A 14,406-nucleotide genomic window follows, 5' to 3' on the forward strand; every position below is an offset into this window, starting at 1 on the left:
AAACGCGACACCCGCACCCGAAAACACCGACACCAGCAGCGCGAACACCACGAACCCGCCCCAGGTCACGGGGCGACCGCGGCTCAAGCACCTGGATCAGTCGAGCAAACTGCGCAACGTCCTCTACGAAATCCGCGGGCCGGTCAATGCCGAAGCAGAACGCATGATCGCCGACGGCCATAGAATTCTGCAGCTCAACACCGGTAACCCGGCGGTCTTCGGCTTCGAAGCACCCGATGTCATCATGCGTGACATGATTGCAGCACTGCCCACAGCCCAGGGGTATAGCACCGCAAAAGGCATCATCCCGGCGCGCCGTGCCATTGCCACGCGATACGAATTAGTTCCCGGATTCCCCAGCGCCGATATTGACGATATTTACCTGGGTAATGGGGTCTCCGAGCTCATCACCATGACTACTCAGGCTCTCCTCGACGACGGCGATGAAGTGCTCATTCCCGCCCCCGATTATCCCCTCTGGACGGCGGCGACCTCCCTGGCCGGCGGAAAACCTGTTCATTATTTCTGCCGCGAGGACGATAATTGGAACCCGGACATCGAGGACATCAAAGCTAAGGTCACTCCGAAAACCAAGGCAATTGTCGTTATTAACCCGAATAACCCCACCGGGGCTGTCTATAGCCGGGAAACGCTGCAGAAAATTGTCGATATCGCCCGCGAGAATTCACTCCTCATTCTTGCCGACGAAATCTATGACCGGATTCTTTACGACGATGCCGAACACATCAGCATTGCTTCACTAGCGCCCGACCTGTTGTGCATCACATTCAACGGATTGTCCAAGGCGTATCGCGTGGCCGGATACCGGTCGGGCTGGATGGTCCTCACCGGCCCCAAGGAACACGCCCAGGGGTTCATCGAGGGGCTGGACTTGCTCGCATCAACGCGCTTGTGCCCCAACGTGCCTGCTCAACACGCAATTCAGGTGGCGCTTGGCGGCAAGCAATCCATCTACGACCTCACGCTCCCCGGTGGCCGCCTGCTAGAGCAACGGAATGTGGCGTACGAGAAACTCAATGAGATCCCGGGCGTTTCGGTTGTTAAACCGATGGGTGCTTTGTATGCCTTCCCCAAATTGGATCGGAATGTTTACGACATTCATGATGACGAGCAATTCATGTTTGATCTTTTACGCGCAGAAAAGATCCACCTCGTCCAAGGCACCGGATTCAATTGGCCGGAGCCCGACCACTTCCGCGTTGTCACTCTCCCGTGGGCTCGGGATCTGGCGGATGCCATCGAACGCCTCGGGAATTTCCTGTCCAGCTACCACCAGTAAAGTCCGCGGGCACCCATCGCCGGCGGCATACCCACGCACGCTATTCTGAAAAACACGTTACTGTTACTGGAACATACTGTCGGTTAGGCGTCGTCGCTCAGATTTATTCGGCCTACGCTCCCTTTTACCTGGCCTGCGCATCTGCGGCCTGAGCTGCTCTTCTACCGGCAGATCCGTTCACAATGAGGAGTCCTTGTGGGTAAACACTCAGCGTCCGGCGACGAACCATACCAGCCGCGTGGCACCTACACGGCCGACTCGTCGCCCCAACAGGCCCCCATTCCGACGGAAACCCGCAGGTCACGACTCAACAGGTCACGCGCAGAAACTCAGCCACGACCAGCGACAGCGCAAGCATCGACGTCGCAACCAACAACACCCCCAAAGCCCCAGGCCAGCAAAACCCCCAAGCGCTTCCGCCCACACATCAAAGACTGGACACTCGGCCAACGCATCCTGGCCGGGTTCTTGCTCATCGGCTTCATCCTCAGCGCCATCTCCACCGTCGCCCTGTGGCCATCAAACACCCCAGCCCGCGTCGATAAGTCCTTCCAAGAAACGTCGTCCCTCCCCCAAAACATTGCCGACGGAACCATCGCCGTGACAACTGAAGCAGCATGCGGATCCCCCAGCGTCGGCCGGACGTTCGACGACACACCACGCGAGCCCACCACATCCACGGGCACCTGTACCCGCGCGATTGTCAACATCACAAGTGGCCCTGACAAGGGGAAACGCACGCTCATTGAGACGTCCCACAAGCCGGGCGACCCCGACCTCCGTGAGGGCGACAAGATCCGCATGACCCGCCACGCCACCGACGATGGCAGCATGGGATACGCGTTCAACGATTACCAACGCAAAGTACCCGTCATCGCGTGGCTCATCATCACAGCTATAGCCATGGTGGCGATCGGCTCGTGGCGAGGCGCGCGCTCGCTCGTCGGCCTCATCATCACGATGGCGATTATCGGCGCATTCATGCTCCCCGCCCTCCTCCGCGGTGGCGATCCGCTCTTGCTTGCCGTCACATCGTGCGCCCTCATCATGTTCGTCGTGATTTACCTCGTCCACGGAATCAGTTGGAAATCCAGCTCCGCACTCGCCGGAACAATCATCGCGCTGGGCCTGGCCGCGACCATGGCTGGTTGGGGTATCGACGGAACCCGACTCCGCGGCCTCGGCGAAGAGGATAACCTCCTGGTTCAGCTTTATCTTCCCGACGTCACCGTCCACGGGTTAATGCTGGCGGGATTCATCGTTGGCGCGATCGGTGCGCTCAACGACGCCACCGTGGCGCAGGCATCCACCGTCAACGAGCTGGCCATCATCGACCGCAAGGCATCACCGTGGCGGCTCTTCGCAGGCGGTATGCAAGTGGGGCGGGACCATATCGCGTCCATGTTGTACACGCTGATCCTCAGCTACGCGGGCGCAGCACTTCCAATGTTATTGCTGATCACAGCGTCGGAGCGGCCGCTGGGGCAGGTGCTGACCTCCGACCTTATCGCCACTGAAATCGTCAGGTCGGCCGTCGGCGCTATTGCGCTTGCGCTCGCGGTTCCAATCACGACGATTATCGCCGCGGTCACCGTCAAGCCTGATCCCGACGCCAGCAACGCGGGTGGTCACGGTCACGGCCACGTTCATGTCCACCATCACTAGAGGTCGCGTCAGCCCGGCGCTACAAACTGCGCCCCAGCGCCCGCACAGACCACCCCTCCTGCATCCACGCATCAACATCCAGGCAATTCCGCCCGTCGATAATAATTGGCGACGCGACGCACGCCCGCGCCTCCGACGGGTCCAACTCCTTGAACTGCGTCCACTCCGTCGCCACGACCACCACATCGGCATTGTGCAGCGCATCCCACACTGTGTCCGCATACATGAGCGTCGGGAAAACCTTCGACGCATTCGTCATCGCCTGGGGGTCGTACACGCTGACCTGGGCACCTGCGAGGCTCAGCGCCCCCGCCACCGCCAACGCCGGCGAATCGCGCACATCGTCCGACTCCGGCTTGAACGCCGCTCCCAGCACAGTCACGCGCGCATCGTGCAAGGAGCCGCCGCACGCATCCTTCACCATCCTGACCAGTTTTTCCCGACGCCGAAGATTGATCGCGTCCACCTCACGCAGAAAGGTCAATGCCTGGTCAGCGCCCAATTCGCCGGCGCGGGCCATAAACGCCCGGATGTCCTTCGGCAGGCAACCGCCGCCGAACCCGAGCCCGGCGTTGAGGAACTTCCGTCCGATACGCTCGTCGGCACCAATCGCGTCGGCAAGCACCGTGATATCCGCCCCCGACGCCTCGCACACCTCCGACACCGCGTTAATGAAGCTAATTTTTGTCGCCAGAAAAGCATTCGCCGAGACTTTCACCAGCTCAGACGTCGCAAAATCAGTGACCAACAACGGCGTTCCCTCTGCCAAGGGTTGCGCATAAATCTTCCTGGCGACGTCTTCCATCTCGGAAGCCGAATTCTGTACACCAAGGACAATGCGATCCGGATGAATCGTGTCCTGCACAGCGTGCCCCTCACGGAGGAACTCAGGATTCCACGCAATATCCACCGACGTCTCCTCAGCAGAAGTGGTGGAACTATCCGCGGCAGCAGAGGCACTGTCCGCATCCTGTGAAGCAACCAGGCGATCGGTCAACTCCTGAAGCGCACGCGCGGTCCCCACAGGAACCGTCGATTTCCCAAAAATAATGTGCCGTCCCCGCAATAACGGCACCAAATTCGTGACAGCAGAGCGAACAAAAGTCATATCAGCTGCATACGAATTCTTCTGTTGCGGAGTGCCGACACCTAAGAAATGGACATGCGCGAAATCGGCCGCTTCCTGGTACGACGTCGTGAAATGAAGACGACCCGAAGAAATATGTTTCCGAATAAGACCGTCTAAACCGAGCTCAAAAAACGGCGTCTCTCCGCGCGAAAGGAGCTCGATTTTATGCGGATCAACGTCCACCCCGATGACCTCATGCCCTAATTCCGCCATGCACGCCGCATGAGTTGACCCCAGGTATCCCGTTCCAATCACAGACATCCGCATGCCCATGAATTTACGCGGAAGCCACCGCTGAAGCATGTTCAGCCGTCGCTCGCTGCGACAATACGAGCGATCAGCGGAAGTTCATATATGCTTTCGACGCCGTCGGCCCGCGCTGGCCCTGGTACTTCGAGCCCAATGACCCGGACCCGTACGGTGTTTCCGCAGGACTGGACATCATGAACAACGCCAGTTGGCCTACTTTCATCTCTGGATACAGGGCGATCGGGAGATTAGAGGCATTCGACAATTCAAACGTGATGTAGCCGTTAAATCCAGGATCAATGAACCCTGCCGTGGAGTGCGTCAATAGCCCCAACCGGCCCAAGGACGACTTCCCCTCAAGACGGCCAGCCAGGTCCGCTGGTAGGGCGAACTCTTCCAATGTTGACCCCAACACGAACTCCCCGGGGTGGAGGATGAATGCGTCACCCTCCTTGACCTCCACTAACGACGTGAGATCCTCTTGCTCCTCCTTGGGATCAATATGCGTGTAGCGCGCATTGTTGAAGACGCGGAAGTAGCGGTCCAGGCGAACATCAATACTGCTGGGTTGGACCATCGTCGGATCGAAGGGGGAAATACCTAGGTGTCCAGAATCGATTGCAGAACGAATGTCACGGTCGGAGAGAATCACAGGCCATAGTTTACCCCGGGCCTGCCGGAACCCCACAAGCATATGGTCCTATTCGCTGAGCTATCCGCGGCACGTTGACCGGGAGTTTTGTTGGCTCAAAAGTGGCAATGCTACGGTAAAGGGGGAACATGCGTTGCAGTGTTCGCTGATCACGTGCGGATCATGCGTATCACGCAATTTTCATAGCAGTTCTTCATGCCGATGTAGTTCAATGGTAGAACTCTTGCTTCCCAAGCAAGCGGCGCGGGTTCGATTCCCGTCATCGGCTCCATTTCAACAAGCCCCTGGTCACGAGGTTGTGGCCAAGGGCTTGTCGTTGTATTCCAGAAGAACCCCGCTTACTCCACCGTGTCCATGTTGTGCCGCTCCGGCAGAGCCACAGCACCAGCAACCGCGATGAAGAATGACGCGCCGAAAATGGTGAAGACCAATGGGGTAGACCCCCACTCCAAAAAGATCGGGACGATCAAGGGCGCAACCACACCGGCCACTCGGCCGACGGCTGCAGCCGCACTGGTTCCGGTCCCCCGCATCGCCGTCGGATAGATCTCCGGGCCGATCGCGTACAAGGCACCCCACGCGCCCAAGTTAAAGAAACTCAGCAACAGTCCTGTGATGATAATTCCCGTCGCCCCCGACTGCAGGCCAAACAGAATCGCGGACACCGCAGAACCACACAAGAACACCGACAGCGTCAGGCGTCGGCCCCATTTTTCAATCAACCATGCCGCTGCTGCGTAACCGGGCAGCTGCGCCAGAGTCATCATCAACGTGAACTCGAAGGACTTCACCAGCGAGTGCCCCTGCAGATACAGCAAAGTCGGCATCCACGTAAACGCTCCGTAATAGGCCAGGTAGACGAAGAACCACACCACCCACAGGGCAGTCGTGCGGCCTCGCATGTGGGCACTGAATATCGACGACTCCCCAGCAGTGGCCCTCGCAGCGTCCTCACCAGGGCGGTTACCCTCCGGGGCGTCGCCTGCCGACGTGCCCCTCTCCGAGGTGTCCTCCGCGGCATCCCCCTTAGCGACGGATGTCGGCGTCAACGCCACTGCTTCGTCGAAAGGAACGGTCGAATTACGTGACGATCCTTCCTCGAAGAGGCGAACGCTGCGCTCGGCCTCCGCAAGACGACCACGGCTCTCCAAGAACCGCACAGACTCAGGTAGCCCGTGACGAACAACCAGGGCATAGACGGCGGAGACGATTCCCACCAGGAGTGCCCACCGCCAGCCGGGCCAACCGCCCCATTCCTTAGGCACCAGGAAATACCCCAGCAGTGCGGACATGATCCAGCCAACCGCCCAGAACGATTCCAGGGCCACAACGATGCGCCCACGGTTCTTGCGCGGGGCAAACTCAGAGACCAGCGTCGACGCGACCGGCAATTCCGCACCGAGACCCACACCCACAATGAAGCGCAAAATAAGCAGTATCACTAAGCCGACGGAAAACGCCGCGGCACCCGTCGCAATGCCGTAAGTCAGCAGCGTGAGTGCGAAAACATTGCGGCGCCCCCACTTGTTAGCGAGCAAACCGCCGACGGAGGCGCCAATCATCATGCCCACGAAACCGATGGACCCTAGCCAGGACGCTTGCGTGTTGGACAGGGACCACTCTGCCACAAGCGCGGCCATCACATAGCTGATCAAACCGACGTCCATGGCGTCCAGGACCCATCCGACACCTGAACCAACGAGAAGTTTGCGATGTTCGCGGCCGAATGGCAATGAATCGAGCCGGTCAGAACGCGTGGGGAGCTGGGAACGAACGGTCTGTGATGCGCGCATAGTGATCTGCCGTCAGAGCTTTACGCAGGACAATAGCGTCCATCACGCCAATTGAAAATGGAACCCACCTGAAAGTGTTCAGCTTATCTATTACTTATTATTTATTAATCGATTCACGACGACGGGACATCCACCACGTCTGAACAAGCGGCACCGCGGCAGCCAACGTCCATCCGAGAATAATGTCGAAAACGTAGTGCTCAGCGAAGAAAACCAACGCAAATCCCATTGTTAGCGCGTAAATCAACGCAACACTTCCCCATTTCCACCGACGACGGCTGAAGAGAAAAGTAGCGAAATACATCGTTATTCCGGCATGCAAGGACGGAATCGCCGACACTAAATTCGACGACGCTTGTGCTTTAGCGAGCGGGCCTTCCCCCTCCGGAACAGGCTCCACGGGGCCTAAGGTCGGACCATCAGTGCGCGCTTCACGTCTAGCGCCATCCTGAAAATCTTTGACGCCCTCGGCCAGCCCGAAGGGGGCAATCTGGCTCCACGCATGGGCGGTAAGGCGTTCAACCCACGGCTCAGGAGAGTCGTTCTTATTGTTAACTGGCCCCAAGATAGAGCCCTCACCAGCGTGTTCAGCGGAAAACATGCACGGCGTGTGGGACGGTTGGTCGGCGACGTCAGCAGGGGTGCATCGCGCGGCCGCCCACGGAGGAGCCGCGGGAACAAAAACATAAATTCCCAAACCAATAAATGAAACGGCAAGCAAACCAACAATGTAGCGCCGAAATTCCGCGCGCGACCGCAGCCATTCAATAAAAGCAACCGTATAGGGCATGAAGAAATACGAGGAATACACGGCCATGAGAATGAATTCCCACCAGGGCGCATGCGCGTAGCGCCAATGCTCCTGAAGCCACACATTCGGCAAGGTCCCGCCGAAGAGCCAGCGATCAACGTCGGGGGCCAAGTGCCACTGGACCGGGATCCCCATCCAGCTGACGACCGTTTTGATGCCGCGGTATGCAAGCAAGAAGAGAATGAACGGGCCCCAGTCCACCAGGATGTAGGCCAGACGGCTGTGACCCAACGAATAGATTGCGAAACCGACAAAAAGCAGTGGGATGACGAAGGATCCCACTTCCGACCAGCCAGCGAGCACACCGATCGCACAGACAACCACTGCCCATAGGGTCATTCCCACACGCCGCGTCGTGACTAATTGATCCTGCGAGAGGGACCGTAACCACGGAAGCCGATAGCGATACGTACCTTTGTCGGCGAACCGACGTCGGCAATGATCAGTCCACCGCTCCTTCACCGACCGATCACCGTCGGATCGGTCCTGGCGAGCCTGATCATTTTTCTGGTCGGGGTAAATGTCAGTCGCTGTCACACAACCTCCCACGGGGACGCCGGTTTCTGGTGCGACGTCGACCGTGACCACACGATCAGCGACAGCAATCCGAGCACGCTGATGAATACGACGCCGACGTGCAGGATCCACACGGATGTCCCATCCCACACAGCGTGCAAAATGACCGCGGTCACCCATGCCCAGACAAACACCCGTCGGCCATTGCTCGGTTTGGGCGTATCAGCGCACCGCCACAATGCCCACACCGTGAACCCTGTCCACGCCACGTGCCCCGCCGGGGACAAGAGTCCGCGCAGCAGCAGTGTCGCGCTCACGGCATCCACATTCCCGTGCGTGGCAATCAGCGCGTTGAGGCCGTATCCCATCGTTTCCAACACGGCGAACCCCGCACCAGAGGCGACACCCAATACGACGCCCATTCCCGCGGTTCGACGACGCCCCCACAGGTAAATCACACCGGGGACGATGAGCTTGGCCGTTTCCTCGATGACGGCCACAGCCAGCATGCCTAACCAGGGCATGCGGTGGAGCACGTCGAACTCCAGCGAACCTGCAGTAGTTGTACCGACGATTCCGCCGAACACAGCGGTGAGCGCAACCAGCCCCTCGTGGCCGTGTACGCGCTGGTCGGCAGCGTAGGCAACAAAGAGCACAGCCAGCGGAACCGTGACCGCACCGATGAGGAGCAGCGTCGGAAAGAGATTGAGGTTATCCGTCCGAACCATGACGCGCATGACGACGGAGTAGGCGATAACGCCGACCACGAGGGTCACCAGCCCCCATCCGACGCCTCGGCGGCGCGACGATCCCGAGGGGCTACTAACACCGCCCGAATATGGGCCTCCGGAATACGGACCGGGGGACGACGGTCCCTGCGATGATGAACCCCGAGGGGAAGAAAAGCTCACGAGTACCTCTCTAAGAACAGGTTATTTTTGGCGAAGGATCATATTTGGTTGTCGTTGTATTACGGGAAATTTCCTGCCCGGTGGATAACGACGTCACAACCCGTGTATCCGTCACAGTGAATCCCTGAGACCCCGACGACGGATGACAATCCGGACCTGACAATTGTTGTGACGACGGGCTCGTAAAGTTTGTTTTCTCCCCCTGAATAGAATCCACTTTCACCTGTGGAATGCCCTTAATCTGCACAGTAATATCGTCATCACCCGTGAATGCTTTAATCATGACCGGCGTATCAAAAGGGTTTTTAAATTTTAAGTCAATGGCGCCTTCATAGACGGTGGCTTCTCGGCCCGCTGGGTATCGGGAAATGTAATAACTGTGGGGCGTGTGTGCCACATCGGTCATTCCCGCGAAATAGGTGGCGTTATAAAGCGTCGTAGCAAACTGGCTGATTCCCCCGCCAACCCCTTCATCCGAATGGCCATTTTTAATGATGCCTGCTTTCACGAATCCCTGCGCTTCCCCACGAGGGCCCGTGAATCCATTCAGACTAAAGGTTTGGCCTGGCGAAACGATGGCACCATTCACCATTTCCGCCACGCGGCGAATATTGACTCCGGAATCCGCCGCATATCCCCCCGTCGTGAATTCCCCCATCGTTTCGCGGAAGTCGGCCTTTTCCGCGATCTCCGTGGTAAACGTCGCTTTATCGTCCGTGTAGGCGACGTCGTAGTCACGGACAGTCGTATTCGTCAATTTCCCTTGCAAATCATCGAGGGTTTTTGACCAGTTAATACTCACCCCATCTTGGCTAGGCGAGGTCACCGTGACCGAACCGTCGTCGCCAATAAGGACATCGGCGTCCTTCTTTGTCCGCTCGGTGGAACTTAATTGCGAGGAAAGGATTGACTTCGCGGCGCTGTCGTCGTAATCGGCGGTGAAATGGTCACCATCGGCCCGGAAGGTGACGATCTGCCCCATATCTTCTGGAGCAATAATTCCACTCACATCATCACGGCCTTTAAAAATTAACGGGCCGGAGACAACCTTATTAAGGACATCCCGCTCGGCCTGCTTAACCGCTTTTTCGCCGATTTCAGGCTCAACTTCTTCAGCCGGGATCTCCACGACGCGAGTGGTGTTCAACCAATGTTTAGAGACATTCTCGGCCAGCTCATCATGGTTAATCTTTTGACCAGTGACCGGATCTTTAACATCGGCTTTACCGTCGGAACCAATAGAGAGTTCAGCGTTAACGGGCTCCCGGGTGAGTTCTTTATCGACACGCTGGAGTGCATTGTCTAAGGAACCCTCATCAACATCGTTAACAATGCCGACTTCACGGGTTTTCCAAAATGACTCAATCCTGGTCCACGGATTCTTCGGTTGATGGCCGGCGTTCTCAATCGTCTGATCCCAATCCACTCGTAAACCGGACATCGTCGGATCAAGTGACGAGGTCATATCGCCAGCTGTGATAGAGACAGGCTCGCGAACCTTATCTCCTAGTTCATTGCGGAGCATAGTGTCCGCACTTGTTTTACTCATTCCACCAATGGCGACGCCGCCGACCTTGACGCCGCGGGGAACTTGCCCCTGGCTCATCACTAAATCAGTGGCATATGCAATTCCCGCCATCAGCAACAGGAAAAGCAGAAAACCTAGTGACCACCAGGCAGCACGGTGATGTTTTCGTCCGGGGCCAGCGGACGTACGCGCGTGTTTACTACTAGACACAGCGATTAGCTTATATGCACTAACCCCGTACCTAAACTAAGAGACCTACACTGGGACCGTATCTACCGAGAGGATTTCCAATGTCTGACACCACTTCAGCTCACACAGAACCGACGAATCAAGCCCCCGACGCCAACAACGGGGGCCACAAAGACACCATGCTCATCGCCTACGATGGCTCCGTCGAAGCGAAGCGGGCACTGGAATATGCGGGCCGCTTCCTCAGCACCCCGCGCGCGTACATTTTGACGGCATGGGAGCCACTGCAGCACCAAGCTAATCGTGGCGTCGGCGCATCCATGGCTGGCGCTATTTACCAGCCTGCCGACAACCCCGAGGACGGCGACCCCGCCCACGCCGAAGCCCTTCAGACGTGCAAAGAAGGGGTGCAGATCGCCCGCGAGAACGGCTTCGAGGCAGAACCGTTCTTGGTGGAGTCCGCCACCACCATCTGGAGCGCCATCGTCGACGCCGCCGAAGAGCTGCACGCTGACGTCATCGTGTCCGGTACACGGGGCCTCACTGGGTTCAAGTCGCTCTTCCAGGCCAGTGTGTCGGATAACGTGTTGCGTCACTCCGGCAAGCCGGTGCTTATCGTTCCTCCGCTTCCCGACAGCAAGTAGTTGCGATCCGGGGCACATCGCTGGGCACCCTGATACCCACCAAAGCCCGCCTGGTGCCCGCCCGGTGCCCCGGCGACTAGGACAGGAAGTAGACGCAGATCGTATCCCCCACCTAGGGTTAGAACATCACACCGTCGATGAGGAGAGTCCGTGAATGCGAACGCGGGTGGCCGCAGCGTCTTGTCCAGACTTCCCGGTAGCACGTTCGGCGCACGGCACCGCCGAGCCATCACTCGCAGCTCCTTATGCGCCGGCGCCATTTTATTAGTCATTGCCATTGCCGCGCCGACGTTCATTGTCCCCTCGCTCAAGGAATTGCCGGCAAACATCGATTACGACGTGTCCACGGCACCAACCCGGGGGATCCTCATCGACTCGGCGGCGTTTAAGGCCAGTCATCCCTCCGCGTCTCATTCCTTGGACCCGGCCTGCGTCGGGCAATCCATGCCGACGCGCTGCTACATCGAAACAGACGTGCCGCTGCGGGCGAGTGAAAAAGTGACGACGGCGTCGTCGTCGAAAAAAACGACGACGCTTCGCGCAGTATCGACGCTGTACGCCGGAGACCTGGACACCCCGGAAAGGAAGAGCGGATCGGACGCGAAGGGGCAGGTAGACGCGAATAATGAGATCGGATCGATCCACGATGAGGTCGTGCTGAACCGACACACGGCATTCCCCTCGAAAAAGCCTCAGTCCTCTCTAGCGATGGATCTATCCGCCTTGGGGATGGGCGACGATGTGAAGATATCCACCAATGATTTCGTTCGCGATGGCTACCAGTTTCGATTCCCGTTTGGATCCGAGCGGCGGTCGTATCGATTCTTCGACGCTGCCACCGGCACCGCGACCCCCATCGACTTTGTGAACGCGATTCAACAGCGCGGAAAGGATGTGTATTCGAAGGGAATTGATGTTTACCAATTCAGCCAGGACCTGGGGCCCGTCAACCTTTATGACGCGCAACGACGGCTCATGGACAATGCGGGCACTGCGTCTGATGAGCAGCGGCAGGAATTGGAGAGGCTTCGGCGGAATATTCCAGCATCCTCGTGGGGATTGAGTTCTGGTGCCCCCATTCAAATGGATCCTTATTATGTGGCTACCCGAACGATAAATGTTGAACCAGCTACCGGAATAATAACGGATAATTCGGTCACGTTATGGGTTTTTTATGCCCAAAATTACAATGAAGCAAAAACAATTAAGGAGAATCAGGATAAAGAATTAGCCTCTCCTTCTCGGACTATGCTTCACTTCGATGCTCAGTGGGATGACCGTACGAAAGAAGCCCGGCTACACGATATTCAGAAAGTGATTAAGCCGCTCAATATCTGGAGTAAGGCAGTGCCCTGGGTAACCGGCGTGAGCGGGATGATCTTAATCCTGGCTGGGTTGTACTTGTATTTCGACGCTCGACAAGCCATCCGCCGGCCTGGGGGGAAGTCTCCGGAAACCCCTCATTCGCTCTAATCGTGCGAGCACGTGAGCTATTTGACCGCTCTTCTACTTGACCAAAATCACAGTCATTAGAAATGTCACACCGCGTTAGCGGGCTCAGAATAGCGTCGGGCCTGCCGGTAGTCCTAATCTGTTTTCGGCTTATCATCACAAAAATTAAAATTGCACTGAACGGAGTGACTGATGATTTGGTTTCATCTCCTTATCGTTCTTGCCTTCATTATTCTGGGGGCTCGTTTCGGGGGAATTGGCATTGGATTCGCGGGTGCAGCAGGTGTCCTGGTACTCGCTATCACCGGGGTCTCAACATCGACAGACGATATTCCGTGGGCTGTTATCGGAATCATCATGGCTGTTATTTGCACCGTGGCCGCGCTGCAGGTAGCCGGGTCGATGGATTACTTGGTTCATCTGACCGAAAGACTCTTGCGTAAGCATCCGCAACAGATCGTCTACTTATCTCCCCTGGTCACGTTCGTCATGTCGCTTCTGTGCGGAACTGGCCACACCGCATATTCCGTCATCCCGATCATTGTCGACGTCGCTAAAGAACGCGGAATTCGCCCGTCCCGTCCGCTATCCATCGCTGTCGTGGCGTCGCAAATTGGTGTGGCGGCGTCGCCGATTTCTGCCGCTATGGCCGCTTTGGTTGTCGCTTTGGATCCCTTCCATGTTGGGTATCTGCAATGCTTAGCGATTGTTATCCCGACAACGTTCATCGGGTGTGCAGCCGGCGCACTTGTTGCCGCCCGGCAAGGTAAAGAACTGGCCGATGATCCCGTTTACCAGGAACGTAAGAAGCAAGGCCTTGTGAAGCCGTCGGCAGCTGGTATTGAAAACTACACTCCGGCGAAGAGCGCAGTTCCTAGTTTGTGGGTCTTCCTGCTGGCTCTTATTTTGGTGGTCACCTACGCCACGGTGACCTCGAAAGAGCTGGGCATTGTCGATAACCCGCCGCTGAGCGCGACGCTGGCGATCATGGCCGTCATGCTCACCGCGGCAGCAGTCATTTGCGGTCTAGCAAAGAAACCCTTCGGCGACATCACCACTCAGGAAACCTTCCGTTCCGGCATGACCGCAGCTATCTGCATCATGGGTCTCGCATGGTTAGGAAACATGTTCGTCAGCCACTACGCCGACACGATTTCCCACGGCCTGTCGGGCGCTTTACATTCGCAACCGTGGCTCTCTGCCGTGTTCTTCTACTTCGCAGCACCCCTGATGTTCTCCCATGCGGCGACAACGTCCGCCTTCATGCCGCTGTTCGTGAAACTCGGCCTCCCGGCAACGGCATTGGTGGCCAGCTACCCTGCAGTGTCTAACTACTACCTGCTCCCCAACTACCCGACGACGGTTGCCGCGATGGAAATGGACGACACCGGTTCCACCCGTGTGGGCAAAACGCCGCTCTCCCACCCCTTCGTTCTGCCCGGCACGGTGTCTATTACGGTGTGCGTTCTTCTCGGATTCCTGGTGGCTCCGATCCTGCTGTAGACGAGGAGACTGTAAACGCGCGGACTGTCGACGGGCGGTCGGTAAACACGCCCTGCCACTCGCC

The 14,406-nt window shown here is 57.7% G+C and carries 11 protein-coding genes and 1 tRNA gene; 6 read left to right on the forward strand and 6 right to left on the reverse strand.

The window, feature by feature from the left end:
• Positions 1–91: 91 nt before the first annotated feature.
• Entirely contained in the window at positions 92–1,300 is a 1,209-nt protein-coding gene (locus tag JMN36_RS08005; RefSeq protein WP_052292440.1) for a pyridoxal phosphate-dependent aminotransferase, read from the forward strand.
• Between the two features lie 195 nt (positions 1,301–1,495).
• The gene (locus tag JMN36_RS08010) at positions 1,496–2,965 is read left to right on the forward strand and encodes a YibE/F family protein (protein ID WP_204087947.1); all 1,470 of its coding nucleotides are present in this window, start codon (positions 1,496–1,498) and stop codon (positions 2,963–2,965) included.
• 19 nt (positions 2,966–2,984) lie between these two features.
• On the opposite strand, the gene JMN36_RS08015 is transcribed toward JMN36_RS08010, so the two are convergent.
• Both JMN36_RS08015 and dcd read right to left on the reverse strand, forming a co-directional pair.
• Positions 2,985–4,361: a UDP-glucose dehydrogenase family protein gene (locus tag JMN36_RS08015; RefSeq protein ID WP_204087946.1), complete on the reverse strand. Its 1,377-nt coding sequence runs from the start codon at positions 4,359–4,361 to the stop codon at positions 2,985–2,987.
• 70 nt (positions 4,362–4,431) lie between these two features.
• Entirely contained in the window at positions 4,432–4,995 is a 564-nt protein-coding gene (dcd, locus tag JMN36_RS08020) for a dCTP deaminase (protein ID WP_204087945.1), read from the reverse strand.
• A 197-nt stretch (positions 4,996–5,192) separates the two neighbouring features.
• Between dcd and JMN36_RS08025 the strand changes: the two genes are divergently transcribed.
• Positions 5,193–5,266: transfer RNA gene (locus JMN36_RS08025), tRNA-Gly, on the forward strand.
• 67 nt (positions 5,267–5,333) lie between these two features.
• Here the strand turns inward: JMN36_RS08025 and JMN36_RS08030 are convergent.
• The 4 genes from JMN36_RS08030 to JMN36_RS08045 all read right to left on the reverse strand — a co-directional run bounded on the left by JMN36_RS08030 (position 5,334) and on the right by JMN36_RS08045 (position 10,764).
• Positions 5,334–6,788, reverse strand: coding sequence for an MFS transporter (locus tag JMN36_RS08030; RefSeq protein ID WP_204087944.1), 1,455 nt, complete (start codon positions 6,786–6,788; stop codon positions 5,334–5,336).
• Between the two features lie 97 nt (positions 6,789–6,885).
• Positions 6,886–8,136: a phosphatase PAP2 family protein gene (locus tag JMN36_RS08035; protein ID WP_204087943.1), complete on the reverse strand. Its 1,251-nt coding sequence runs from the start codon at positions 8,134–8,136 to the stop codon at positions 6,886–6,888.
• Complete coding sequence (locus JMN36_RS08040) at positions 8,133–9,026, reverse strand: PrsW family intramembrane metalloprotease (protein ID WP_204087942.1); 894 nt, start codon at positions 9,024–9,026, stop codon at positions 8,133–8,135. The genes JMN36_RS08035 and JMN36_RS08040 overlap by 4 nt, the downstream gene beginning before the upstream one ends.
• A 10-nt stretch (positions 9,027–9,036) precedes the next feature.
• Positions 9,037–10,764 carry a VanW family protein gene (locus JMN36_RS08045; RefSeq protein ID WP_236881762.1) on the reverse strand — a complete coding sequence of 576 codons (1,728 nt, stop codon included), beginning with the start codon at positions 10,762–10,764 and terminating at the stop codon, positions 9,037–9,039.
• 80 nt (positions 10,765–10,844) lie between these two features.
• On the opposite strand from JMN36_RS08045, the gene JMN36_RS08050 reads away from it, so the two are divergent.
• The 3 genes from JMN36_RS08050 to JMN36_RS08060 all read left to right on the forward strand — a co-directional run bounded on the left by JMN36_RS08050 (position 10,845) and on the right by JMN36_RS08060 (position 14,342).
• The gene (locus JMN36_RS08050; RefSeq protein ID WP_412728563.1) at positions 10,845–11,387 is read left to right on the forward strand and encodes a universal stress protein; all 543 of its coding nucleotides are present in this window, start codon (positions 10,845–10,847) and stop codon (positions 11,385–11,387) included.
• Positions 11,388–11,537: 150 nt separating this feature from the next.
• Positions 11,538–12,860: a PorA family protein gene (locus JMN36_RS08055; protein ID WP_204087941.1), complete on the forward strand. Its 1,323-nt coding sequence runs from the start codon at positions 11,538–11,540 to the stop codon at positions 12,858–12,860.
• A gap of 171 nt (positions 12,861–13,031) precedes the next feature.
• Entirely contained in the window at positions 13,032–14,342 is a 1,311-nt protein-coding gene (locus JMN36_RS08060) for an anaerobic C4-dicarboxylate transporter family protein (RefSeq protein ID WP_204087940.1), read from the forward strand.
• Positions 14,343–14,406: the final 64 nt, after the last annotated feature.

Source organism: Corynebacterium pseudokroppenstedtii (assembly GCF_019754945.1).
Classification (GTDB): Bacteria; Actinomycetota; Actinomycetes; order Mycobacteriales; family Mycobacteriaceae; genus Corynebacterium; species Corynebacterium pseudokroppenstedtii.

Coding starts and splice junctions, on each gene's coding strand:
- JMN36_RS08015 (WP_204087946.1), bottom strand. CDS start 4,361: ATGCGGATGTCTGTGATTGGAACGGGATACCTGGGGTCAACTCATGCG.
- JMN36_RS08030 (WP_204087944.1), bottom strand. CDS start 6,788: ATGCGCGCATCACAGACCGTTCGTTCCCAGCTCCCCACGCGTTCTGAC.
- JMN36_RS08050 (WP_412728563.1), top strand. CDS start 10,845: ATGTCTGACACCACTTCAGCTCACACAGAACCGACGAATCAAGCCCCC.
- JMN36_RS08060 (WP_204087940.1), top strand. CDS start 13,032: ATGATTTGGTTTCATCTCCTTATCGTTCTTGCCTTCATTATTCTGGGG.